This is a genomic window from Klebsiella pneumoniae, from assembly GCF_000742135.1.
In the GTDB taxonomy this organism is placed as follows: Bacteria; Pseudomonadota; Gammaproteobacteria; order Enterobacterales; family Enterobacteriaceae; genus Klebsiella; species Klebsiella pneumoniae.
In genome coordinates this window covers 2,816,755-2,841,569 of record NZ_KN046818.1, presented here as the reverse complement: position 1 = coordinate 2,841,569, position 24,815 = coordinate 2,816,755, and the positions used below count along the sequence as shown (strand labels likewise).

The following is a 24,815-nucleotide window of genomic DNA, read 5'->3' as shown; positions in this document are numbered from 1 at the left end:
AAGGCACAGGAGGTGCAATGAAGATTTTCCGCCCATTATGGCGCGACGGGGCTTTTCTGGTCCCGCAGCAGTTTCAGCAACAGGCCCGCTGGGACGCGCACGTCGCCGATACGGTCTCCCGCATGGCGCTCGCCCACCCGTGGGGGGTATTGCGCGCGGAGTTTGACGCGAGCGCGCTCACCCTTTCCCGGCTCAACGCCACCCGGCTGATCGTGCGTTTCGCCGACGGAACGCTGATTGACACCGAGTTGGCGGATATTTTGCCACCGGTCCGCGATGTATCGGACGTGATGCAGGACAGCGTGGAGGTTCTGCTCGCTCTGCCGCTGCTCAGCGCCAGCGGCGGCAATCTTGATGACGGCCAGGAGAGCGCCCGCCCGCGCCGCTGGCGCGCCGAGCAGGTGACCGTCCAGGAGCTGGCCGGCCATGAACGCAGCGAGCTGGCCGTTCTGCGGCACGCGCTAACGCTGCGTCTCTCCACCGAGTAAAATGCAGCCTTTCTCACCTGCCCGGTAGCGCGTCTGGTGCGCGACGCCCAGGGGCAGTGGATCGTTGACCCGGAATTCATCCCGCCGCTGCTGTCGCTGGCGGCAAGCCCGACGCTGGTCAGCGAGCTGGGCGAGCTGTTACATCGCCTGCAGGCCCGACGCAGACGCCTGATGGCCATGCGTCGTGAAAGCAATGCGCGGATGGCTGATTTTGCCGTGGCGGATGTTTCCCTGTTCTGGCTGCTCAACGCGCTGAACAGCGCTGAACCGGTGCTCAGCGAGCTGCATCAGGACCCTTCGCGCCATCCGGAGCTGCTCTATCGCGAACTGGCCAGGCTGGCCGGCAGTCTGCTGACTTTCTCCCTTGAACATCATCTGGAAGCAATCCCCCGCTACCGGCATGCCTCGCCAGAGCAGGTATTCCCGCCGCTGTTTGCCCTGCTGGATACGCTGCTCGAAGTCAGCCTGCCCTCAAGGGTGATCGCCATCGCTCTGGAGCAGGGCGCCGACCGGGAGATCTGGCGGGGCAGGCTGCACGATGCGCGGCTGCGCGAGGGGGCGGATTTTTATCTGTCGGTGCGCTCTTCACTCCCCCCTCACCAGCTACAGAGCCGCTTTCCGCAGCTCTGTAAGGCGGGTAGCCATGATGATGTCGCCGAGGTCGTCAATATTGCCCTCAGCGGCATCGCGATCAAACCGCTGAGCCATGTGCCGGCGGCCATTCCGCTACGTCTGGAAAACCAATATTTCGCTCTGGATCTCTCCACCGACGCCGCCCGCGCGATGCTGGAGGCCGGCAACTGCACCTTCTATACCCCGGAATCGCTTGGCGACGTGAAACTTGAACTCTTTGCGGTACTGCGCTCATGAATACCTCTGAAAGCGATCTGATCAACAAAACTTTTTACCCGGGCTGGCTGATGGTCAGCCAGTTACGCTGCGGCCAGCCGGTGACGGATGGCGAGGCGCTCTATCGCCAGGCCTGCCGATGGGTGACCGAGGCGCGCGAGGCGCTGACGGCGGGGGAGTCAGTGAAGCCAGCGCTGAGCAGATGCTCTATGCCTACTGCGCGCTGCTGGATGAGAGCGTCCTCAACCGCGCCAGTCAGGATGATGGCTACCGCAGGTGGCGCAAGGATCCGCTGCAGGCGCGCTTTTTCAGCACTCTCAACGCCGGGGAAGAGCTCTGGGAACGGATCCGCCAGCTGCTGCGAGAGCCCACGGCGGATGCGGCAGTGCTGACCTGCTTCTTTCGTACTTTACAGCTGGGATTTGTCGGACAGTACCGCGCCGAGGATGACGAACGGCGTGAGGACGTGGCGCAAGCGCTTGGCGCGCGGGTCCCGCCGTTCAGCCTGACCCAGGAGGCGCCGGTGGTGGTTCGTGCCTCCCGGCTGCGCAGCGGACGGCGGATGTACTGGTGCGGCTGGGCGGCTGGCATTGTGGCGCTGGCGGCGCTGTGGTTGACCTGCTCCGCCATGCTGTCACAGATGGTGGCGCAGATAGCAGGGCAGGGATAAGAGATGCGTGATAACGCTCGTCGTCTGCTTACGATACTGACCGTCATCCTGGCCCTGTGGCTGGTGCTGGGCTTCTGGCCGCTGTCCATCGGCAACCAGGTGATCTTCAGTCTGTGCATCCTGCTGGCGGGCGGCGCGGCGCTCTGGCGTCAGCGTCGCCGGGCAGTCAGCCGTCAGCGATCGGAAATCGTCCTGCCGCCCGAGGATTTTCAGGGGGCAGTGGTTCTGGTCTGCGGGGATACCGACGGTCTGTTTCCCGGGCGTTCGGCGCACGGCGAAACCCGTCACGGCTGGTATCTACGGGGAGACAGCGCGGAGCAGTTGCCGCGGCTGGCGCAGTACCTGGCGGCGGCGCGTCCGGCGCTGGTATCGCAGGTTTCCGTGCTGCTGGCGGTGGTACCGGAGCACCACCCCTCCGGGGAGCATCTGGCGCAGTCGCTGCGCGACTGGCGGCGGAGTATCGTTGAGTGCCGAACCTGGCTAAACGGTCTGCCGCCGGTGTGGAGCGTGTTCTGGGTGACGCCGCCAGGCGGCCAGGCAGGGGAAAGCCGCTGGTTTACCATCACGCCGGAGAGGGCTGGGCTCCAGGTGCAGCAGAAGGGACAAGCGCCCCAGTCGGTTGCCGGGTGGCAGCGGGAGGGCAGCCCTGCCTCACGCCTGCATCAGACGCTGTGGCTGGAGAGCATCCTGACCTTGGCCGAAAACGCTCTGTTCCGGCCATTCCGCGCCCGGCAGGCGGAACTTCCTCCGCTGAACCTGTGTGCCGCGGGCATCTGCCTGACACCGGTAGCGGCGGTGGCGAATAACCTCTGGCAACAGCAAATCGCCGGGATCACCACGCTCTCCCCGGGCAACGACGCGGCGCCAGGTCCTCACCCGCTGCCGGATCTTCTTCTGTCGTCACTGCCGCACCGCCACGGGGTCAGCCGCCGGATGCGCGATGCCGGTCTTGCCGCTGGGGTGGGCTTCCTCTTTCTGGCGCTGGCGATGCTGGCTTCCTTTATCAACAACCAGCGCCTGGTGCGCAGCGTCGGCGATCATCTGGCGGTGTATCACCGCCTCAGCGGCAAGCCGCCGACGCCGAAGCTGCAGGCGCAGCAGCGTCTGCGTGCCGACAGCCGCCTGCTGGATGACTGGTTGCGCCGGGGGGAGCCGCTGCGTTATCGGCTGGGGCTGTATCAGGGGGGGCGGCTGATCCCCTTCGTGGAAGCCGCTATCAATGACTGGGCGCCGCCCCCGCCGCCGCGTCCGGTCATCAAGCAGGTTGTGCAGGGGCCGCAGACGATCCGCCTCGATAGCATGGCGCTGTTCGATACCGGCAAATCGACGCTGAAACCGGGTTCGACAAAGCTGCTGGTGAACTCGCTGCTGGGCATTAAGGCCAAACCCGGCTGGCTGATCGTGGTGGCAGGCCATACCGACAGCATCGGCAACGATAAATCCAATCAACAACTCTCCCTGAAGCGTGCCGAGGCGGTCCGCGACTGGATGCGCGATACCGGCGATGTGCCGGAGAGCTGTTTTGCGGTGCAGGGCTACGGCGCAAGTCGTCCTGTCGCCAGCAACGAGACGCCAGAGGGGCGGGCGCAAAATCGCCGGGTGGAGATCAGTCTGGTCCCGCAGAAGGACGCCTGTCTGACGCCGGGCACGGCCAATACCTCAGGAGCAGAGACTAACGGATTAAAAAGCGAAACCGAGTAATCAGCGACCCCGATCGCGGAGGTTGAACAACAACAATCTGCCTGCCTGACCCTGTGCGCTACGGGTCCCTGATAAACAGGAAACAGCGATGGGCGGTAGCGTGCCTGCAGCCAGTCAATCTTGTCGGCAAAGCGCGGCCTCTGCGGGGATGAAGCTCGGGAAAGGGGATGGATAAAGGAGATCAGTATGGATAGAGCTAAAGACAGTGGCAGAGAAATGCTGGCGGCGATAAACGTTGAAGGCTCCGGTTTCTGGCTGCTTTTTTTATTTCTCAGTCAGTGAATATAAATATCCCTGGGGTTACCTTTTAGTTACGAAACTCCTGGTAGGGTATCTGATATATCGATATGCACATAAATATATTTATGATGAATGAGATGATTATCATTAAACAAAATTAAACAGGGCGTCCTGTGAATTGATTTTTGATGGTCATTACAGCGGAGTAAAACAGGAATATAATGGATACCTCTTCAATAATTACCGGCACCACCCTTAACCGTTACCAGCTGGATATTCCTTCATGTACCGCATCGCTGGATGTGGAAGAATTCAGTGGGGCAGAAAAACTGAGTGAACTTTATTATTACACTATTACGTTTACCAGCGCAGAGAAAAATATTGATGCCTCACAGCTCCTGAGCAAACCCGCCATGCTGACGATGGGCGGCGGCGCACTGCAGCAGCTGGCGGACTGCAAACGCGTCCATGGCGTGGTGACTGCCTTCCGGCGTATCAGCAGTTCAGAAGATCAGTCGAAATATCAGATAACCCTCGAACCCTTCCTCTCCTTACTGGATAAACAGTTTCGCAGCCACCGTTTTTTCGTGAATAAATCGGTGCCGGAGGTGGTGGAGCAGGTATTGCAGGAACATCACCTGCATGACTGGGAGTATGAGTTTTATCTCAAGCAACACTATCCACGGCGCGAGCAAATTAATCAGTATCAGGAGAGCGACCTGGCGTTTATCCAGCGCCTGCTGGCAGAGGTAGGGATATTTTATTTCTTCACCCTGCAGGAAGAGGCGCAGAGCGAAGTGGTCCACTTCGCCGACGCGCAGCGGGCGCTGACGTTTGATAAGACACTCCCTGTAAACAGCCCGTCGGGGATGAGCGACAGCGGTGCGGAATCGATATGGGGTCTGAGCATCACGCATAACGTCGTAGAGGCGAACGTCACTACCCGGGATTATAACCCCCGCGATGCGCAGAGCGTTCTCCAGTCGGCAACAGCGGATATGACCCGGGGAAATGGTGAAGGCATCACTTACGGTGAGGTATACCACTATAAGCTTCGCCACCGGGAGCGTGGCGATAAAATCGACCCGCAGACGGAGACCGCCAACTTCTATGCCCGCCTCGACCATGAGCGTTTTCTGGCTCACCAGACGCTTATTACCGCGATCAGTACTGCAGCCTGGCTGGCGCCGGCCCAGGTGCTGACCGTTACCGACAGCCTGCCGTCGACCCTGCCTGCGCCCGTACAGGATCCGCTGTTAATCACCGGCACCGGTTTTACCGCCAGCCGCCGGGAGGCGCTGCGGGTGTCCCTGCTGGCGGTGCCCTACAGCGAAACATTGTGCTGGCGTCCGCCGCTGCTGCCGCGCCCGAAGGTGACTGGCACCATGACGGCGCGGGTGACCAGCGCGAAAGCGAATGATATCTACGCCTGGCAGGATGCGTCCGGCCTGTACCGGGTGAAATTTGACGCTGACAGAGAGGAGAAAGGGCAGGGTCAGGAAAGCATGCCGGTGCGTCTCGCCAAACCCTACGGCGGCGACGTGTACGGCTTTCACTTCCCGCTGGTCCAGGGCACGGAGGTGGCGATTGCTTTCCACGAAGGCGATCCTGACCGGCCGTACATTGCGCATGCGCTGCACGACTCGCGGCATGTCGACCCTGTGACGGAGAAAAACAGCACCCGCAATGTGATTCGTACTCCGGCCAATAATAAGCTGCGAATGGAGGATAAGCGCGGCGAGGAGCATATCAAGCTCAGCACCGAGTACGGCGGCAAGACGCAGCTGAATTTAGGACATAACGTTGATGCCAGCCGCAAGCTTAGGGGGGAAGGGTTTGAACTGCGTACCGATTCGTGGGGAGGGATCCGGGCGGGGAAAGGGATATTCATTACTGCGGACAGCCAGCCTGAGGCACAAGGGAAAGTGCTGGATATGGCTGCAGTACATTCCTTGTTGACGCAAGCCGTTAGTCAAATGGAGTCTCTTTCACAGGCAGCATCAGCAGCAAAAGCACAGCTCTTGCAATATGAGCAACAACAGGCACTGATGGAAGAGAAGTTACTTGCGCTAAAGCAGGCTGTATTACTGATGAGTGCACCAGAAGGTATTGCTTTAGCCAGTGGAAGTCATCTTCAGGCAGTTGCAAGCGAAAATATTTATATGACTGCAGGGCAAAATGTTGAACTGGGAGCAAAGAAAAATATTACTCTTGCCGCTTCTGAAAAAATATCAATCTTTACCGAAACTGAGGGCATAGAAGCTATTGTGGCCAAAGGCGATCTAATATCACAGGCTCAGTCAGGAAATATTGAAGTAATAGCTAAGCAAAATATTTCGCTGACCAGTACAACAGAGGGTATGACTTTTACAGCGGCAAAAACTTTAACGTTTACCTGTGCTGGCGGGGCATACATTCGCCTTTCCGGAGGAAACATCGAGTTAGGCTGCCCTGGTGATATTATGATGAAGCAAAGTAAGCTTCTCTACAGTGGCCCAGCTTCTATGCAGTCAAATATTCCAGAACTTCCTGATAGTGGTCCACAGTCAATGAGTTTTATGCTCTTAGATGCTCTTGGTAATGCTGCGCCATCTACTATGAAAGTGAGTCTTTTTGATAGTAAATCAAAAGAACAAATATGGAGTTCTGCTTTTAATGATGGAGAGTCAGGTTGTTTTGAACCGCCTGAAAGTGAAAATTTTCATGCAATAATTGGCGATGATAAATGGACGAGCCTTTTTTCTTATAACGATGAGCATGATATTGAGGATGAGACTGATGATGACCTGGATTTCGATGAACATGGTCCGCAATATGATGGTGAATTAAACGAACAAGATAAGGAATAGCCATGGAACAGTATACAGTTCAGAAGGGTGACAGCCTGTGGAAAATCAGTCGTAAATTCGGAATTGATGTTAATGAACTGGCCAATATTAACGGTCTTCTCACTAAAGCAGAGCAGCATATTATCCAGCCCGGTCAGGTATTGAGTTTACCATCAAAAGACAAAGTTTATGATACTCAATTGACTTTGAGGATTTGCGATCTCGTCTGGCGCCCGCTTGGCAATGCAAAACTCAGACTCACTTTTGATGGTAAGACGTATGATTACGTAACAGACAGCACTGGTGTTGTCGCTGGTCTGCTTATTGAAGACAGCACCAAAGGTATAAAGGTTGAACTGCAACATTTAAATAAAAAAGAATACATTCTGATTGCAGACCATAAAAAATTGCCGCTGGGAACGTTAAGTTTGCGGATATCATCCAGGGAAATGATAATAAAAGGGAGTACCAGAGTTAAACAAGGTACCCAACAATCGAGCAAACAACAGGAAAAAGAAAAGGCGAAACAGATAAATGACTCATCTGCTTCCGGCCCATCAGAAAGTAGAACAGCGGAAAGCCCGACACCTTCTGTAAATCAAACCACGAGAACCGAAGGTGGTGCTCCCACCAGTGTGAGTAATATTGGTAATGTCAGTGAAGGGTTACGCCTTCCTCCAGAGGCAGAACAATATCGAGATTATATCATTGAAACAGCTAAAAAATATGGATTCCAGCCAGAGGGACTTTCTGCATTAATTTATGCAGAGTCAAGATGGAAAGCAAATGCGACCAATCCTACTGGTTCTGGAGCGGTAGGGTTAGGACAGTTTAAACCTGATACATGGCTATCCCTATGTGCAGAATCGGAGTCTAAAATATATCAGCTTATAACAGGAAAATATTCCTACCAGAAACTGGTCTATAAAAATAGAAAACTTTTTGGTGAATTGGTCGATGGAACTATAACGGAAATCGATAAAGATACTGTTTTATCTTTGCGGGTTAATGCAGAATACAGTATTGATATGATTGGTTTGTATGATCGAAAAGGGATTGACTCACTTAGTTTAAAGTTATCAGCAGTTAGTGCTCTTGAATCAGATGAATTAGTTAAAATAGCTTACCTTGTTCATATGAATGGGGCATTTGGCGCATATGACATTATTATGAATGGGAAAGAAACTCCTGGAAAAGGCGAAAAAATCCCGACTAATATTGCTTTCTATAACCGACTAATTGGTAATTTAAAAGATAATGAGATGATAATTAGGTATTATTCTATTGATAGTACATGGAGGACCGCTTTTGTTGCATGGATGGTCAATTATTTCGATTCAATTATCGTACCTGATCATTACCGAATTGAACCGAAGATGAAAAATTACTCCACCAAAGATATTATTCAGAAACTTAATTCTACGTACATTCTAAATACGGATTTACCTCCAGTAACTATTATGAATTCGCAGCCAAGAAATACCCCATCTCCTTCTGTAAACGTTGAGGGGAATACATGGAGTAATCCACTTTCTGTTTGCCGGATTCGTACTCATGCTCTTCCTCGAGTCCGTAGTGCTACTTTTAAGGGATGGAGAACTCGCTCTAATGGACGTCGTTATCAACACCAGGGCTTGGATATAGAAGCTGCGCCAAATACACCAATATTTTCAGTAGCAGATGGTCGCATCGCTTTTATAATTGATCCTCCTCGTAGTGATTATGGCAGACAGTTATGTATTATTGTTCAGGTTGACGATCTTCCACTAGAGAAGGCGTTGCTTTGTAGATGTAATGATAGTGAAATTAGTGAGGTTTATTTTTTCTACGCCCATCTGTCTGCAATTCATTCTGGTTTAGAGAGGGGAGACCATGTACGTTGTGGTGAATTATTGGGAGAAACTGGTTGCACAGGTAATGCCAATGGAATGACCAGTATAGCTTTAGGTGCTCATCTCCATTTTGAAGTTAGAGTAAAAGAGAGACCTGGTCCTGGTATAGCAAACAGGCTTGATCCTGCTCCTTTTATCGATGGGTTTAATTATCCTTAACAAGAAAATGAGAAATGAGAATTTTTATTAAATATTCTTTCATGTCGCTTTTATTTTTAGAAGCGGCAAGCTTACAAATCTGTTATGCGTCAGATAACTCAGTATCCAGCGTCAACTCGGATACAAATTCCATGACATTCTCGGAGATTTTTTCAAGACAGGAACAACAACGTGTTGATGAGGAATATCGCGGTGATTATCGTAATTACAAAAATAAGCAAAATAATTTACCTGATTCTCAGAGGAGCAAAGTTTTTTCAAGTAATGAATATTGGTTGGTAAATAAAGAACAGGATCTATGGCTTGGCTTGTTTGATGGAAAAAATATCAAAGTGCCAGCAAACTATTACAAGGACATTCCTAATGGTGGGTATCATCAACAACGAATATTAAGAGTTAAAAGAAAGGGTAAAATTTCACAATTTCTATTGCAGCGTGAAACTAATAATTACCCATCTAAATGTCTCAGTGTAATAAATAATATAGTTTTTGACTCTTCATTATATACATATTTTTACTCTGGATGTACTAGTTTTAGTTTTGAACCTAACTCAACCCGCCATATCATATTATATGATATTTTACTATATGATAAAATATATGATGCGATAATTGTGCTTGATTCAATACCTTATTCAACTCCTGAAGATCTTAAATATATAAAAGAATCTTTGGTGTCAATAAATGGATACTATCGGTATGATGCGCTTGACGTTGCATTTAGAATAATCGCAAAAGATCAGATCGTTATTGTTGACCCTGACACAGGCAAAGCTTTACCTAAGGTACCAAAAACTGATGACAATGGGAAAATCATCTTGATTAATGGAAAGCCAGTAATGGTTGATGACCCTGATGGCTATAATCCTGTCATTTTAAAAAGGCTTCCTGAAGTTACTGTTTTTGATTAATATCTTTATCAATTATTTTGATTATCCATAGGATGGTAAATCATGAAATATTTTGTTTTATTTTATTTTTTGATATCAACACAATTTATCCATGCTAGCGATAGAAATGATGAGATACTCTTTTCCAAGAGTGACCCTGGAAATCTATTAGATCGAGATGCAAACGAAAGATATCATGATCAATTTATTGATTTTAAAACAACTCAAAACAATCTCCCAGATATAAAGAGAAATAAGTCTTTATTTTCCAATCAGTATTGGTTGGTAAATAAAAAACAGGACTTATGGATTGGGGTGTTTGATGGGAAATATGTAAAAATACCCGCAGGTACTTATGTTAATATTCCTGGTGAAACGTTATTTCCTGAAAGCATAATTCGAATAAAAAGAGGAGGTAAAATATCTCAATTTTTATTACTAAATAGTAATTGTACATATCCATCCGTTTGTGTCAATCGAAGATATGGGATATTATTTGATGCTCATGATTATATGGTTTTTTATACTGGATGTGCCCGTGATGATAGATTAGCCTCTAAAAAATTAAGCGTTTTTTATAATATACTATTTTACAGTAAGACATTTGATACAATATTGCGGCTTGATGAATTCCCTGATTCTGCATTGCAGGGCGAAAGTATCAATGTTTTCAAAACATCTATTGAAACAGTTAAAGATTACTATATCGATTATAGTATCGAGTCGGCATTTAAGTTTACAGGTCCAGATCAGGTTATCGTTGTTGATGAAAAAACTGGAAAACCTCAGGAGAAGGTTCAGGAAACAGATGATAATGGAAATCCTGTCATGAAAAATGGTGAACCGGTTATGATTGATGATCCCGATGGATTCCAACCTGTCATTTTAAAAAGACTTCCTGAAGTTACTATTGCCAATTAATATATCAGACTGAATAGATTAGAATATGAAAAAACTATTTGTGTAGGTGATAAAACATCTCATGGTGGATCTGTCTTAACGGGCTCATCTCAGATAATCATTGATGGTAAATCTGTGGCACGTAAGTCTGATCTAGTCTCATGTCCAACACACGGTATAAATAGTATAAGTGAGGGAGATGAAAAACATTGCGATAACGGGTTAGCTGTTGCGTTAGAAGGGCATCGCTGTTCATGTGGCGCTATTCTTATTTCCACCGGTTCGCGTGTTTTAAAGGAATGAATTTATGCCAGTAAATATTTTTGATATTCCTTCGGAAGAGAAAACATCCCAAAAAACATTATCATTATGGGTTGAATTCGGAATTTGTGTTTGTATTCTTGCTGTATATGTATGTGTTTTTTTGGTTTATTTTCCTGAGTATTTATCAAAAAATAATTATGCTTTCTGGTCTGAGTTATTGCTGGTGCCGCTACTCTTAAGCGGGGCTGTATTTTTCTTCAGAGTTATGATATGGAATAATGAGGATATCGAAACAGTTTACTGGAATAAAACTCGCCTGGATTATTATCAGGAGTTGCTTCAAAAAGGAAGGGCCTATCTTGAGGTCATTGAGTTACAGGTCAGATTGCCTGATTTAAATGGTGGTGTGACTAATATCATAGAGGGGGATTTATTGCCTGTTCGCTATGCACCAAAGTTAACGCATATGTCCAGATATCTTAGTTTTAATTCCCCAATAAATGAATTAAATAGCATTCATCAAATACAGGATAGAAATGCTATTTTATTTAATAAAATAATGGGATTTCTAATTAATGATATCCATATGCATATAACCCTTTTGCCTAAATATGTTAGGGTAAAAGTGATATGCGCTCTTAATGATAATTTAAAACCTCTGATGGAAAAGATTTGGCAAGAACGACTTGATAATATATATCCGGGGGGGGATATTGAGTTTAGTAGAAACTTATCTGAATCCATAGATAACTTGCTGGATAGCTCTTCTGATGAATATAAAGTTCTTATTGCCGCCAGTTTTTATGGCGCAGAATTACTTGACGATGAAATCGACGATAAATCTGAATCTGTGATGTTTTTGTTGGGAAGACTGAGAAATGATGGTGAGACTGGTGGTCACTCATCTTTAGGGGCTTTTTTTCGACCAGAATGTGATTGGGTAGGAATAGATAAATCGCTCCTTTGGGGAAGGGTTAATGAAGGGAGGCGGCTATCTGGTGTTATCTATTCTGGGTTGAATGAAGAAGAGCTTAAAAAGTGGTGTTAAAAACAACAGATGTAATGTCGGAAAGTGCACTTTCGTCGTATATATACGTTGATTCAGACAACTATTTATGTAAATGCCCGCCTCTTACCGAGTTTTTGCAATTGAGTTATGTAAGTGAGCATCTTCCCCCAGGACAGTATTTATTGGTAAATAAAAATAATGATGTTTTGAACTCTCATTTGTTTAACTCGGTTGCCAGTGTTTAGAGGTTTATTATAACATGAAGAAAATCCTTATTAAATTTTCTGGCGTTTTTTTTGTCGTTATTATTACTGTTATTTTGTTTCTACTATATTACCTGTGGGGACCATCCCTGGGATGGATGGAACCAGCAGAAATTTTTCGGGTGCTCTGTACTATTTTCGCAGTTCCTGTTTTCCTCTCTTTGTTGCTAGTCAGTCGGTACTCATTTGTTGCGTTTGCATCAAGATTGCGTTTTTTCCGTAAGTTAAATGATAAACAGAATACTTGGTCAAACAATAGTGCTCATTTGAAACAGGTAGACATAAGTAAAAAGATAATAAACGACGTACAACAAGTTCTGCGACATACTTACGGTCATTTCTGGCATAGCAAAGTCCGTATCCTGCTGATGACCGGCTCAGTCAGTGATGTGGAACAACTGGCCCCAAAACTCACCAGGGAACTCTGGCAGGAAGACCGGGGGACTGTGCTGCTGTGGGGTGGTGATCCTGCGACTCCGGCCGATGCAGACTGGCTGGCTGTGTTGCGTAAACTGCGCCGCCGTGCGGTGGACGGTATGGTCTGGGTGACCTCAGCGCTGGACGTTCTGCCGGCAACGGAAAACAGCGCAACCTCAGGTCTCACGCCAGATGCAATGGATAGCGTGTCTCATGCTTTAAAGCTTCGCTATGAGGCTCTGGGCTGGAAGCTGCCACTGTACGTCTGGTCGCTGCATCCGCGCGCCGGAGAACAGGCCGGGCGCGTCACCCAGCCAGTGGGGTGCCTGTTGCCTGCGAATTGTTCACCGCAGACGCTCGCCGGACAGCTTACCGGGCTGATACCGCAGCTGACCGCGCAAGGCATACAGCAGGTCTGCGGTCAGCCACAGCACAATTGTTTACTCGCGCTGGCCGATCAGTTGACCCGTAAACCGGAAACGGTGACGGAGCCGTTATCGGTATTGCTTAATCCTTACCGCCCGCAGCCGCTGGCCGGAGTGGTGTTCAGCGCGCCGTCGGCGGAGGCCGGCCGCAGCATCAGCCATCACTGGGGCCGGGATAACCGCTGGGATATTCTGCCGGACAGGATGACGGAATTACCCGCAGGTCTACGTCCGCGCAAACAGGGAGTCAACTGGATGCGTGGGATGAGCGTGGCAACTGCCGCCCTGATGTTATTTTGGGCCGCCACTCTGCTGGTCTCTTTTATCGCCAACCGCGAGCTGGTTACGACCGCACAGCAGCAGGTGCAGCAGGCCTCGGCGGGAAAACAGCCGCTGGCCGTACGCCTGCATGCGCTCTCCGCGTTACAGAAAACGCTTTCTCAACTGGAATACCGCTCGCAGCACGGCGCGCCGTGGTACCTCCGCGCTGGCCTCAGTCAGAACGATGACCTGCTGGCGGCGCTGTTCCCGCGCTACGGAGAGAGGGCGCAGCCGCTGCTGCGCGATGCGGCGGCGCATCATCTGGAAGAGCAGCTCACCGCCTTCGTGCAGCTGCCGCCGGACAGCCCACTGCGTGAGAAGATGACGAAGACCGCTTACGGACAACTGAAACAATATCTGATGTTGACCCGCCCGGAAAAAATGGACGCCGCGTGGTTCGCCACTACGCTAATGCAGGACTGGCCGCAGTGCTCAGGCATCGCCGACGCCGTCTGGCAGGGCAGCGGCCCTTCGCTGCTGGCATTTTATGCCGCCAGTCTGGCGTCGCATCCGCAGTGGCGTCTGCCTGTCGATGACGGTCTGGTCAGCCAGGTGCGCACACGGTTAATTCGACAGATGGGCCAGCGCAACAGTGAGTCCACGCTTTACCAGAAGATGCTCGCGCAGGTGGCGAATCAGTATGCCGATATGCGCCTGGCGGATATGACTGCCGACACCGATGCTTCGCGTCTGTTCAGCACTGATGAGGTGGTGCCGGGCATGTTTACCCGTCAGGCCTGGGAGCAGGCCGTGCAGCCGGCCATTGAGAAAGTGGTCGCGGAACGCCGCGATGAAATGGACTGGGTGCTGAGCGACACGAAGCAGCCTGCCGCGCAGTCGACGTCGCCGGAAGCTCTGCGAGCCAGGCTGGCGGAGCGTTATTTCGCTGATTTTAGCGGCGCCTGGCTGGATTTCCTCAACAGTTTGCGCTGGCAGCGCGCGGCGACCCTCTCTGATGCCATTGACCAGCTGACCCTGATGGCCGATGTGCGCCAGTCGCCGCTGGTGGCGCTGATGAACACCCTGAGCGTGCAGGGGCGAACCGGCCAGACCGGGGAAGCCATCGCCGATTCGCTGGTCAAATCGGCCAGGCAGCTGTTCAACCGTGACAACCCACCCGCCATCGATCAGCAGTCCGGCTCGCGCGGTCCTCTGGATGCCACCTTCGGGCCCGTACTGGCGCTGCTGGACAATCGCGACGGCGGGACACCCACCAGCCGTCTTAGCCTGCAGACCTTCCTGACCCGCGTCACCCAGGTGCGTCTGCGCCTGCAGCAGGTCACCAACGCCACCGATCCGCAGGCGATGACCCGGTTGCTTGCGCAGACGGTATTCCAGGGCAAGGCCGTGGATTTAACCGAAACGCGCGACTACGGCAGCCTGGTGGCGGCGGGGCTGGGCCAGGAGTGGAGTGGATTTGGGCAAACGCTGTTTGTTCGCCCGATGGAACAGGCCTGGCAGCAGGTGCTGACCCCGGCGGCGGAAAGTCTCAACGCCCAGTGGCGCAGCGCGGTGGTGGAGGACTGGAATAGCGCTTTTGGCGGTCGCTACCCCTTTAAAAATACCAGCAGTGAAGTCTCTCTGCCGCTGCTGGCAAAATACCTCGACAGCGAGACCGGGCGCATCGCCCGCTTTCTGCAGACCCGGCTGAACGGCGTGCTGCATAAAGAGGGGAGCCGCTGGATGGCGGACAGTATCAATGCTCAGGGGCTGACGTTTAACCCGGCCTTTCTGCAGGCGATGAATACCCTGAGCCATCTCTCCGACGTCGCGTTCGCCAACGGCGAAGCGGGATTGCATTTTGCGCTACGTCCCGGCACCGCGGACGGCGTGATGCAGACGGAGCTGGTCATCGACAATCAGAAACTTGTCTATATGAACCAGATGCCGGTCTGGCGGCGGTTCAGCTGGCCCGCTGACACCGAAGCGCCGGGCGCCAGTCTGAGCTGGATCAGTACCCGGGCGGGCACCCGCCAGTATGGCGATTTCCCGGGCGCCTGGGGGTGGATCCGTCTGCTGGATAAGGCGGTGGTCAGCGCTTATCTCGGAACGAGCAGCAGCTGGAGCCTGAGCTGGAAAGCGCCGGATGGTCTGTTTCTGAACTACACGCTGCGTACCGAGGCGGGGGAAGGACCGCTGGCGCTGCTGGCGCTGCGAAACTTTACGCTACCGGAGACGATATTCAGCGTGCGCGCGTCTGCTGAACGTGTTCCGCTGACCGACGATATACACCCGGCGAAGAGGGATACTGAACCTTCTCCCTCACTGATTGGCGTTGACCTGCAACGCCAGGCCTCCTTCGCTCATGGCCGCCCGACGGCCAACTAATCTGACCGCGCAGCCATGCTGCGTGTCTCCCTGTAGACGAATAAGGGAATATTCATAATGGACGATTTAACCCTGCGATATTTTGATGCTGAAATGCGCTACCTGCGCGAGGCGGCAAAAGCGTTCGCGCAGGCTCACCCCGATCGGGCGGCGATGCTGGATCTCGATAAAGCCGGTACGCCGGACCCTTACGTTGAGCGCCTGTTTGAAGGCTTTGCCTTTTCCGTAGGTCGCTTGCGCGAAAAAATTGATGATGATCTGCCGGAGCTGACCGAGGGGCTGGTCAGCATGCTGTGGCCGCACTATTTGCGCACTATTCCATCGCTATCGATCGTGGCGCTGACCCCAACGCTGCCGGCGATGAAGATGGCGGAAACGGTGCCCGCCGGGTTTGAGATTAGCTCCCGCCCACTGGGGCCGAAAAATACCGTGTGCCGGTACCGAACCACCCGCGATCTGACGCTTAACCCGCTGGCGATAGAGGAGGCGGTGATGACGGCGGAGCCGGACGGACGTTCGGCCCTGCGACTACGATTCGCCTGTAGCGAGCTGGCTGACTGGTCGCAGACCGATCTCCGCCGCCTGGCGCTGTACCTGGGGGAAGACGCTGTTACCGGCAGCGCCCTCCATCTGTGGCTGACCCGACGCCAGGCCGCGCTGTACCTGCGTCTGCCGGGTCAGACAGAGCGGGTAAGCCTCGACGGCTATTTTTCCCCGGGGGGATTCAGCGAGGAGGATCGTTTATGGCCGAAGGGGGAGAGCGCTTTCAGCGGCTATCAGCTGCTGCTCGAGTATTTCACCTTTCGCGAAAAATTTATGTTCGTGCAGCTAAATGGCCTGGAAAACATCACCCTGCCGGCGGGGATATCGCATTTCACGCTTGAGGTGGTGTTCAGCGAGGTCTGGCAAAGTGATTTACCCGTCAGCGCAAGCAGCCTGCGCCTGCACTGTGTGCCGGTGATTAACCTGTTTACCCTTGAGGCCGATCCGTTGACCATCAGCGGTCTGGAGAGCGAATATCTCCTGCGTCCGAAGCGCCTGCAGGACGGGCATACCGAAATCTATTCTGTTGACAGCGTGACCGGCTCCGGGCGCACCGGGGAGGCACGCTATGTGCCTTTCACCCGCTTTCGTCACCAGGGGGGAATGATGCGTCGCCATGCGCCGGAGCGCTACTACCACACCCGCGTAAAACGGGGCGTAACCGGCATGCACGATACCTGGCTTATCCTCGGCGGACAGCAATGGGAGGCTGACCGGGAGCTGGCGCGGGAAACGGTCTCCTTGCGCATCACCGGCACTAACGGCCAGCTGCCGCGCCGGGCGCTACAGAGCACGCTGCTGGATCGCTGTGAGTCGATATCAGCCACGCCGCTTACCGTCCGCAATCTCTGTAAGCCCACGTTGCCGGCCTATCCCCCGGCGGAAGACCGCTACCACTGGCGGGTCATGAGCCATCTGGGCACCCGTTTTCTCAACATGATGAGCAGCGCCGAGGTGCTGCGCGGCACGCTGTCGCTCTACAACTGGCGGGAGGATGAGCTCAATAATCGCCGTCTGGACGCCATTCTGGCGGTCAGCCATCACCGAATTCAGCGTTTCGAGCAGGGTTTCCTGCTGCGCGGGCTGGATATTGAAGTGACGCTCGACGGTAGCGGATTTACCGGTGCGGGCGATGTCCACCTGTTTGGCGACATGCTCAACCGCTTTTTCGCACTGTATGCCGATATGAATCAGTTCAACCAGCTGACGCTCATTGTTCAACCTGAAGGGAAATGTATCCGGTGGAAAGAGAATCACAGTCTGCGCCTGCCCGGCTGATGGCGCAGCTCCGGCCTCAGTTGCCGTACATGAATTTTTACCGCTTCTGCCAGTTGCTGGAGAAGAACCATCCGAAGGCGCCGATCATCGGCAGCGGCTGGCTAGTAGGTGATGAACCCATACGCTTTCGCCCGCATCCGGGGATGGGCTTTCCGGCTGGCGAAATCCGCGGAATGGACGATCCTGAACCGCCCCGTTCGCCGGCGGTTCGCGTGACTTTTATGGGACTCTACGGCGTGGAATCCCCGCTGCCGACCCACTATAGCGATGACATTGCGCAACGGCGGGAAGGCGTCGAGGCCACCGAGGATTTCCTCGATATCTTTAACCATCGGCTGATCGCCCAGTATTACCGTATCTGGCGCAAATATTCCTACCCGGCAACCTTTCGGGCGGGCGGCACGGACAACATCTCGCAGTATCTGCTGGGCCTGGCGGGGCTGGGTATACCGGGATGTGCCGCCGTTGCCGCAGCGCCGCTGTCGCGATTTCTGGCGCTGCTGCCGGTGATGATGCTGCCGGGGAGATCCGGGGAAGGCATGGAGGCGCTGGTGGCGCTCCTGGCCCCGGGGACCCGGGCGACGGTGTACCACCACGATCCCTGCCGGATCCCCTTGTCGCAGCCGTTAACGATGAGCGTCCGTCAGCCGGTTAGCCTGCAACATAGGCCAGTGATGGGAACCCACGCCACGGATGTGAACGGTCAGGTATTGCTGCAGCTGGCCACGGAAAAGCCTGATGAGGTTCGCGGCTGGCTGCCCGGCGGCGAACTGTTCAGCGACCTGATGGCGCTTCTGCACGTCTGGCTCGGATCTCATCTTGACGTGCGGCTGCAGCTTTGCGTCGCCCGCCATTTACTGCCGGATGCGCAACTTTGCTGCCAGCAGGAGCATGCCGTCCAGCTCGGCCGTACCGCTGTGCTGCGTCCTCTGGATGCGCAGAAACAGGCTGACGACAGAGTCACGATTTATCTGGGGCGCTATCAGCGCGTCCGGGAAAATATCCACCGCAGGGAGAGCGATGAAGATGGCGATTACCGCAGTTAAACCCTCCGCCAGGTTGCTGGCATTCCTCATGGTTACCCTCTTAACCGGCTGCGGCCTGACGCAGACCGTGAAAGACGGCGCCGTTTCCGTGACCCAGTCCATTTTTTACCCCCAGGTGAAAACCCTGCATCTGGATCTTCGCGCCCGGGAAGGCGTGAATAACAACGCCAAAGGCGCCTCCCTGGCGACGGTGGTGCGTATTTATCAGCTGAAGGACCGGCAAGCGTTCGACAATACTGACTACCCGTCGCTGTTTGCCGGCGATGGCCAGGCGCTGCAGGCGGACCGGGTGGCGGAAAAAGATGTTCGCCTGCGTCCGGGCGAATCGGTGACCGTCGATATGCCCATGGAAACCAGCGCGCAGTTTGTGGCGATGGCGGCCATGTTTATCGATCCAGACCTGACGCAAAACAGCTGGCGGCTGGTACTCACCCGGGACGAACTTGATCCGGCGAGGCCGCGCATTATCGAAGCCAGCCAAAATCAACTGACGCTGCACCCGTTTAAGGAGAAGTGAAAATGCCTCGTCCCTCCCTGTATGACATCCTGTACGGCAATTTCGCCGGCGGGCTTGACCTGAATACTGTCAGCGAAACGGATCAGGTCATCCTGTCGGTGCTCGATAACATGCAGCGCATCCTCAACTGTCGGGCCGGAACGCTGGCGCATCTGCCGGACTACGGCCTGCCGGATATGACCGCTGTCCTCCAGGGGATGCCAGCGTCGGCGCACCAGCTGATGAGCACGTTGTCGGCGGTGTTGCTGAAATACGAACCGCGCCTGCAGCGGATCGCGGTGGTGATGCTCGATCAGCATGCGCCCGGCGAACTGCGCTATGCCATTGATGCGGAGCTGAAGGATATTGGCCTGGTGCGTTACGGCACGGAGTTTATGCCCGAGGGCAGGGTGTTGATCCGCCACCTCAAACGTCAGCAGTACCTTGACGCCCGCTCCGCCCTCTAATCTCTCGCTGAAAGACATCATGATGACAACACACCACGACCGTCACTATAAAGCCGGTGGCGACCCGCGCACGCTGGCTGATTTTATGGCCCTGCGTGCGGAAATGAACAAGCTCAGCCACCCGGCGCGGCCGGATATTAACTGGCCGTATGCCGAGCAGCTTGCCCGCGGGCTGTTGGAGCATCACGGCGCGGACCTGCAGACTGTCGCCTGGTATACCCTGGCCCGCGCCCGGCTGGGCGGGGTGGCAGGGATCAATGAGGGGCTGACGCTGATGGAGTCGCTGCTGGTTCGTCAGGGGAAAAACCTGTGGCCACAGGCGCTCCCGGCCCGGACAGAGATCTTCCGCACCCTGAGCAAGCGGCTGCGGCAGGTGATCCGTACCCTGAATCTTACCCCAGAGGATGTTGAGTCGCTTGAGCAGGCTGAACGTTCGCTGCAAAGCTTCGACGCAGTGCTCCAGCGCCTTGAGATCGCCCCTGAAAACCAGCTGAGCGACCTGCGGGCGCTACTGCACAGCACGGCAACTCGCTTCGAGAGCCTCGACCCTGCGCCAGCGCTTCCCACCGCGCCGCCGGTGGCGGTGTCTGACGCGGAACTTCCCGGCACTCTGGTCAGCGAAGAGGATGCGGCGAAGGTTGAGCCAGTGCCAGACCTAAAACGTAGACCAAAGGCTGAGCCGCTGGCGCCGCCTTCACCTGCAAAGCGGCCCGCGCCGGCGGCGGCGTCTACTCCGGCAGCCGCGCCGCGCTGGAAGCCGTTTATCGCCGGGATGGTTACTATGCTGGCGGTAACGGGTATCGCCGTCGGCGGATGGCTGGCGCTGCGTCAGTCCGACTTGCCGCCCATTTCGGTCACCCAAAATGCCGGACCGATACCGGGCCTGCCGGCGACAACGCCCCCGGGGCCGGTTGAGCTGCCACAGACTCAGCGCCAGCTTGGCGAGCTTGCCCGCCTGGCGCCGGACTGGGCGGTCAGCTACGGCGACCAGCTGGTCCGGCAGGCCCTGATCCGCTGGCCGGATCAGGCGCAACCGCTGGAGCAGCAGTGGCGGCAGCAGCTGAGTGCTGGCGCATTGCCCGCGGAAAACCTTACCGGCTGGTCGGAGGGCATGCAGCAGCTGCAGCGGCTCGCCGACCAGCTCAATGCCCTCGACGAGCAGAAGGGGAAGTACCTGACGGTTAGCGAACTGAAAACCGCAGTATTTGCCATCACGCAGTCGTTTAACCGCGCTGTTCCGCTGGAGGAGCAGCTGCGCCAGCTGGCCGCGCTTCCCGTTGATCAACCCTGGCCAGCCGCTCGGGGAAGCCTCGCGGAGCTGCATCTGCAACAGCTGATAGTGGAGTATGCCCTGCTGAAGCGAAAACAGCCGGCGTCGCCGACCGCTGCGCTCCCCGCAACCGGTGAGCCCTCGGTGAGTGAGGCGGTGAAATAAAGTGTGCGCATGGCAACATTTTCTTTACATCAATATTGCAAGAACCGAACGCCCTTCGTAGTCTGAAAATGATTTCAATATGCCGTTTGTAGTTGTATTGAAAATTTTATTTCGATCTCTGAGGGCATACTATGAAGCACTGTAAAATCATCCTGTTAGTAGGCCTTCTGGCCAGTTCCGCTTCGGCATTAGCAGAGAAGATCGGCGTCTCAATGGCCTACTTCGATCAAAACTTTCTCACTATTATCCGCCAGTCCATTGAGAAAGAAGCTCAAGCCCGCCACGTCGACGTACAGTTTGAAGACGCCCGCGGCGACACCGGACGCCAGGCCGATCAGGTGCAGAGCTTCATTGCCTCCGGCGTGGACGCGATCATCGTCGACCCGGTGGACTCCGCCAGCACCCCGCAGCTGACGAAGATGGCGCAGCAGGCCAAAATGCCGCTGGTGTATGTGAACCGGACGCCGGGGGATAAAACGTTACCGCCCGGCGTGGTGTTTGTCGGTTCGGACGAGCGGGAGTCTGGCACATTGCAGATGGAGGCGCTGGCGAAGCTGGCGAACTACAAAGGCAACGTCGCCATCATGATCGGCAATCTCACCGACGCCGGCGCGCTGCAGCGCACCAAAGATGTGGAGCAGGTGGTGGCCAAGTATCCGGCAATGAAAGTGGTGCAGAAACAGCCGGCCAACTATTCCCGCAGCGAGGGAATGGATCTGATGCAGAACTGGACGGGCAACGGAGAAGCGATTGATATTGTGGCGGCGAACAACGATGAGATGGCGATTGGCGCGGCGATGGCGCTGGAGAAAAGCCAGAAGAAGCTGCTGATCGGCGGGATCGACGCCACCCCGGACGGGCTGAAAGCCCTGGCCAGCGATAAGATTCAGGTGACGGTTTTCCAGGACGCCGTCGGTCAGGGCAAAACGGCCTTAGCGGTAGCGCTGAAGCTGATTAAAGGAGAAAAGGTCGAGTCTCATGTCTGGATCCCGTTTGAGTTAGTGACCAAAGAAAACATGCAGACCTATGTGGAAAAGAGTCATTAACGGCAAGGCGCAGGTGCGCGAACCTGGCTGATAAAACCGGGCTGATAATGCGACGCCCGGGCAACTAAATCGGAGGAAAAGGCATGGCAACGGCAAGAAGCGGCTATACGCTGCAGGTGATAAAGGCAGGGCAGCAGGGGCATGTTGAAATGAGATGGGGGCATCTCGCAGACGTTGATACGCGCGCGGCGGCGGCGGCTATCATGCAGCACATCGGGCATTCTTCGTGCTCGCGGGGCCTGCAGGAGATCAGCCTGTCGCTGACCAATGCCGCCAGCGGTATCTCGGTGGAGCTTCATCACCCGGCCTCAGGGGAAAGCGCCACCCCGGCTTTCATCGAGGGCGAGTTAAAGAAAATTGTGCAGATCGTTGATGGCTACGAGGCGGCAGAAGATACCCATATTGTGGAGTAGCGTGTCGCCTGGGTAAAAAAAATCCACGCCGCTGCGTGGATTTTTTTTGCGCGGTGGCGGCGAAAACGCCAGCCAGCGGGATTAGACGTTGAACAGGAAGTTCATCACATCGCCATCTTTCACGATGTAGTCTTTACCTTCAGCACGCATTTTACCGGCTTCTTTCGCGCCCTGTTCGCCTTTGTAGGTAATGAAGTCTTCATAAGCGATGGTCTGCGCGCGGATAAAGCCTTTTTCGAAGTCGGTGTGGATCTTACCGGCTGCCTGCGGCGCGGTCGCTCCGACCGGGATGGTCCATGCGCGAACTTCTTTCACGCCCGCGGTGAAGTAGGTCTGCAGGTTCAGCAGAGCGTAACCGGCGCGGATCACGCGGTTCAGGCCCGGCTCTTCGAGGCCCAGCTCAGCCATGAACTCGTCACGCTCTTCATCGTCCAGCTCGGCGATGTCCGCTTCAACGGCGGCGCACACCGGCACCACCACAGACCCTTCCTGCTCGGCGATGGCGCGAACCTGATCGAGGTACGGGTTGTTCTCGAAACCGTCTTCATTGACGTTCGCGATGTACATGGTCGGCTTTAGGGTCAGGAAGCTCAGATAGCGGATGGCCTCTTTCTCTTCTTTGGTCAGATCCAGCGCGCGCAGCATACCGGCGTTTTCCAGCTGCGGCAGGCATTTTTCCAGCGCGGCCAGCTCAACCTTCGCGTCTTTATCGCCGCCTTTGGCTTTTTTGGAGACGCGGTGAATCGCGCGTTCGCAGGTATCAAGGTCAGACAGCGCCAGTTCGGTGTTGATAACGTCAATATCTTCCGCCGGGTTCACTTTCCCCGCGACGTGAATAATATTATCGTTTTCAAAGCAGCGAACCACATGGCCGATGGCTTCGGTTTCACGGATGTTGGTCAGAAACTGGTTGCCAAGACCTTCACCTTTGGACGCGCCTTTCACCAGGCCCGCGATATCCACGAACTCCATGGTGGTCGGCAGGATGCGCTGCGGTTTGACGATTTCAGCCAGCTTGTCCAGACGCGGATCGGGCATCGGTACGACACCGGTGTTCGGCTCAATGGTACAGAAGGGGAAGTTGGCCGCTTCAATACCCGCTTTGGTGAGCGCATTGAACAGGGTGGATTTGCCGACGTTGGGCAAACCGACGATACCGCATTTGAATCCCATGATTTAAATCACCTTAATCTTTGGATAATCAATCTGTTACAAGGAACAGATTGCAGAAAATTGAATAGCTTTGCCTATTATACACGGTGCGCGGCAAAAATGCCGCACGACAACGGCTTATTGCGCCTTAAAGGCGTGCAAACGGTTGGTCGCTTTGGTCAGCCCGTCCTTTAACCAGATTTCGGTACAGCGCGCCGCTTCGTCGACAGCGTCATCGATCAGTTTCTGCTCGCTGGCCGGTGGTTTGCCAAGCACAAAGCCGACAACCTTGTTTTTGTCGCCCGGATGGCCGATTCCGACGCGTAAACGGTGAAAGTTCGGGTTATTGCCGAGCTTACTGATGATATCCTTCAGGCCATTGTGGCCGCCATGGCCACCGCCAAGCTTAAATTTCGCCACGCCCGGCGGTAAATCCAGCTCGTCATGGGCGACCAGAATTTCATCCGGGTTGATGCGATAAAAGGTCGCCATCGCGGCCACGGCTTTACCGCTGAGGTTCATAAAGGTAGTGGGGACCAGCAGGCGGACGTCCTCGCCCGCCAGGTTGATGCGCGAGGTGTAGCCGAAGAATTTGCTCTCTTCGCGCAGCGGCGCACGATGGCGATCCGCCAGTAAATCCACATACCAGGCGCCAGCGTTGTGCCGGGTGGCGGCATATTCCGCACCGGGGTTGGCCAGGCCGACAATTAGTTTAATGGTCACGTTTTCTATCCTGCATGGGGCATTCTCTGCCGCGTAGTGTACTGTCTGCGGGCGCGCTTGACAAAATTCTGGCTATTAGACAATACCCGCATTGATGATTTACTCACTAAATCATTAGAATTTGATATGGTTCATAGACTTATTTGTAAATTTTTGTCTATTCGCTGTTCACTAATGTGATCGTGGACGCACTCCGCAGAAGAGACCTTGTCTATACTACACCTATAAGATTTGGGGACATTCCCTGGCAACCCAAAGTCCGGAGGTGACACATGAAACGCAAAAACGCTTCGTTACTCGGTAACGTACTCATGGGGTTAGGGTTGGTGGTGATGGTTGTGGGGGTAGGTTACTCCATTCTGAACCAGCTTCCGCAGCTTAACCTGCCACAATTCTTTGCGCATGGCGCAATCCTAAGCATCTTCGTTGGCGCAGTGCTCTGGCTGGCCGGTGCCCGTATTGGCGGCCACGAGCAGGTCAGCGACCGCTACTGGTGGGTGCGCCACTACGATAAACGCTGCCGTCGTAACCAGCATCGTCACAGCTAACCGTAGCATGATTTCCCGCATCGG

General features: G+C 54.1%; 17 protein-coding genes and 4 pseudogenes. 19 read left to right on the top strand and 2 right to left on the bottom strand.

Going from position 1 to position 24,815, the window contains the following annotated elements:
- The first annotated feature begins 17 nt into the window (after positions 1-17).
- From tssK to DR88_RS12130, 18 genes and pseudogenes are all read left to right on the top strand, one after another.
- Positions 18-1,358 (top strand): annotated as a pseudogene (gene tssK / locus DR88_RS0126045) (type VI secretion system baseplate subunit TssK).
- Positions 1,355-2,007, top strand: a pseudogene (gene tssL / locus DR88_RS12075) (type VI secretion system protein TssL, short form). The pseudogenes tssK and tssL overlap by 4 nt, the downstream one beginning before the upstream one ends.
- Before the next feature lie 3 nt (positions 2,008-2,010).
- Positions 2,011-3,708 (top strand): OmpA family protein, encoded by a 1,698-nt coding sequence (locus DR88_RS12080; protein WP_004148794.1) that lies wholly within the window; start codon positions 2,011-2,013, stop codon positions 3,706-3,708.
- A gap of 186 nt (positions 3,709-3,894) precedes the next feature.
- A pseudogene (locus DR88_RS30825) lies at positions 3,895-4,019 on the top strand (hypothetical protein).
- Between the two features lie 150 nt (positions 4,020-4,169).
- Positions 4,170-6,797 carry a type VI secretion system Vgr family protein gene (locus DR88_RS12085; RefSeq protein ID WP_004148793.1) on the top strand — a complete coding sequence of 876 codons (2,628 nt, stop codon included), beginning with the start codon at positions 4,170-4,172 and terminating at the stop codon, positions 6,795-6,797.
- A 2-nt stretch (positions 6,798-6,799) separates the two neighbouring features.
- Positions 6,800-8,827 carry a peptidoglycan DD-metalloendopeptidase family protein gene (locus DR88_RS28190; RefSeq protein WP_004148792.1) on the top strand — a complete coding sequence of 676 codons (2,028 nt, stop codon included), beginning with the start codon at positions 6,800-6,802 and terminating at the stop codon, positions 8,825-8,827.
- A gap of 14 nt (positions 8,828-8,841) precedes the next feature.
- On the top strand, positions 8,842-9,738 hold the full coding sequence (locus tag DR88_RS29850) for a hypothetical protein (protein WP_004148791.1): 897 nt from the start codon (positions 8,842-8,844) through the stop codon (positions 9,736-9,738).
- A gap of 42 nt (positions 9,739-9,780) precedes the next feature.
- Positions 9,781-10,638: a hypothetical protein gene (locus DR88_RS31500; RefSeq protein ID WP_004148790.1), complete on the top strand. Its 858-nt coding sequence runs from the start codon at positions 9,781-9,783 to the stop codon at positions 10,636-10,638.
- A 9-nt stretch (positions 10,639-10,647) separates the two neighbouring features.
- Positions 10,648-10,920 (top strand): PAAR domain-containing protein, encoded by a 273-nt coding sequence (locus DR88_RS0126030; RefSeq protein WP_032443923.1) that lies wholly within the window; start codon positions 10,648-10,650, stop codon positions 10,918-10,920.
- A 4-nt stretch (positions 10,921-10,924) separates the two neighbouring features.
- The gene (locus tag DR88_RS12090; protein WP_227499852.1) at positions 10,925-11,929 is read left to right on the top strand and encodes a hypothetical protein; all 1,005 of its coding nucleotides are present in this window, start codon (positions 10,925-10,927) and stop codon (positions 11,927-11,929) included.
- Positions 11,930-12,149: 220 nt separating this feature from the next.
- Positions 12,150-15,568: pseudogene (locus tag DR88_RS12095) on the top strand (ImcF-related family protein).
- A gap of 133 nt (positions 15,569-15,701) precedes the next feature.
- Positions 15,702-17,465 (top strand): type VI secretion system baseplate subunit TssF, encoded by a 1,764-nt coding sequence (gene tssF, locus DR88_RS12100; RefSeq protein WP_004148784.1) that lies wholly within the window; start codon positions 15,702-15,704, stop codon positions 17,463-17,465.
- A 29-nt stretch (positions 17,466-17,494) separates the two neighbouring features.
- On the top strand, positions 17,495-18,511 hold the full coding sequence (tssG, locus tag DR88_RS12105) for a type VI secretion system baseplate subunit TssG (RefSeq protein WP_004152910.1): 1,017 nt from the start codon (positions 17,495-17,497) through the stop codon (positions 18,509-18,511).
- Positions 18,492-19,028 (top strand): type VI secretion system lipoprotein TssJ, encoded by a 537-nt coding sequence (tssJ, locus tag DR88_RS12110; RefSeq protein WP_077260962.1) that lies wholly within the window; start codon positions 18,492-18,494, stop codon positions 19,026-19,028. Before tssG ends, tssJ begins: the two co-directional genes overlap by 20 nt.
- A 2-nt stretch (positions 19,029-19,030) precedes the next feature.
- Positions 19,031-19,474 (top strand): type VI secretion system baseplate subunit TssE, encoded by a 444-nt coding sequence (tssE, locus tag DR88_RS12115; protein WP_004175538.1) that lies wholly within the window; start codon positions 19,031-19,033, stop codon positions 19,472-19,474.
- Positions 19,475-19,493: 19 nt separating this feature from the next.
- Positions 19,494-20,909, top strand: a complete 1,416-nt coding sequence (locus DR88_RS12120) for a VasL domain-containing protein (RefSeq protein WP_004148781.1) — start codon at positions 19,494-19,496, stop codon at positions 20,907-20,909.
- A 131-nt stretch (positions 20,910-21,040) separates the two neighbouring features.
- Positions 21,041-21,955 carry a sugar ABC transporter substrate-binding protein gene (locus tag DR88_RS12125; protein ID WP_002910453.1) on the top strand — a complete coding sequence of 305 codons (915 nt, stop codon included), beginning with the start codon at positions 21,041-21,043 and terminating at the stop codon, positions 21,953-21,955.
- Between the two features lie 83 nt (positions 21,956-22,038).
- Complete coding sequence (locus DR88_RS12130; RefSeq protein ID WP_009485740.1) at positions 22,039-22,368, top strand: hypothetical protein; 330 nt, start codon at positions 22,039-22,041, stop codon at positions 22,366-22,368.
- A gap of 81 nt (positions 22,369-22,449) precedes the next feature.
- Here DR88_RS12130 and ychF read toward each other — a convergent pair whose 3' ends face one another.
- Positions 22,450-23,541: a redox-regulated ATPase YchF gene (gene ychF, locus DR88_RS12135; protein ID WP_004148779.1), complete on the bottom strand. Its 1,092-nt coding sequence runs from the start codon at positions 23,539-23,541 to the stop codon at positions 22,450-22,452.
- A gap of 117 nt (positions 23,542-23,658) precedes the next feature.
- Positions 23,659-24,243 (bottom strand): aminoacyl-tRNA hydrolase, encoded by a 585-nt coding sequence (gene pth / locus DR88_RS12140; RefSeq protein WP_004180389.1) that lies wholly within the window; start codon positions 24,241-24,243, stop codon positions 23,659-23,661.
- Between the two features lie 272 nt (positions 24,244-24,515).
- On the opposite strand from pth, the gene ychH reads away from it, so the two are divergent.
- Positions 24,516-24,791, top strand: a complete 276-nt coding sequence (gene ychH / locus DR88_RS12145; protein ID WP_002910437.1) for a stress-induced protein YchH — start codon at positions 24,516-24,518, stop codon at positions 24,789-24,791.
- Positions 24,792-24,815: the final 24 nt, after the last annotated feature.

Bases quoted from the DNA above. Each gene is read 5' to 3' on its own strand.
- DR88_RS12130 (WP_009485740.1), top strand. From the start codon at position 22,039: ATGGCAACGGCAAGAAGCGGCTATACGCTGCAGGTGATAAAGGCAGGG.
- tssJ (WP_077260962.1), top strand. From the start codon at position 18,492: ATGGCGATTACCGCAGTTAAACCCTCCGCCAGGTTGCTGGCATTCCTC.
- DR88_RS28190 (WP_004148792.1), top strand. From the start codon at position 6,800: ATGGAACAGTATACAGTTCAGAAGGGTGACAGCCTGTGGAAAATCAGT.
- DR88_RS12120 (WP_004148781.1), top strand. From the start codon at position 19,494: ATGATGACAACACACCACGACCGTCACTATAAAGCCGGTGGCGACCCG.
- DR88_RS12090 (WP_227499852.1), top strand. From the start codon at position 10,925: ATGCCAGTAAATATTTTTGATATTCCTTCGGAAGAGAAAACATCCCAA.
- tssE (WP_004175538.1), top strand. From the start codon at position 19,031: ATGCCTCGTCCCTCCCTGTATGACATCCTGTACGGCAATTTCGCCGGC.
- DR88_RS31500 (WP_004148790.1), top strand. From the start codon at position 9,781: ATGAAATATTTTGTTTTATTTTATTTTTTGATATCAACACAATTTATC.
- ychH (WP_002910437.1), top strand. From the start codon at position 24,516: ATGAAACGCAAAAACGCTTCGTTACTCGGTAACGTACTCATGGGGTTA.
- tssG (WP_004152910.1), top strand. From the start codon at position 17,495: ATGAATTTTTACCGCTTCTGCCAGTTGCTGGAGAAGAACCATCCGAAG.
- ychF (WP_004148779.1), bottom strand. From the start codon at position 23,541: ATGGGATTCAAATGCGGTATCGTCGGTTTGCCCAACGTCGGCAAATCC.
- DR88_RS12080 (WP_004148794.1), top strand. From the start codon at position 2,011: ATGCGTGATAACGCTCGTCGTCTGCTTACGATACTGACCGTCATCCTG.
- tssF (WP_004148784.1), top strand. From the start codon at position 15,702: ATGGACGATTTAACCCTGCGATATTTTGATGCTGAAATGCGCTACCTG.
- DR88_RS12125 (WP_002910453.1), top strand. From the start codon at position 21,041: ATGAAGCACTGTAAAATCATCCTGTTAGTAGGCCTTCTGGCCAGTTCC.
- DR88_RS29850 (WP_004148791.1), top strand. From the start codon at position 8,842: ATGAGAATTTTTATTAAATATTCTTTCATGTCGCTTTTATTTTTAGAA.
- DR88_RS12085 (WP_004148793.1), top strand. From the start codon at position 4,170: ATGGATACCTCTTCAATAATTACCGGCACCACCCTTAACCGTTACCAG.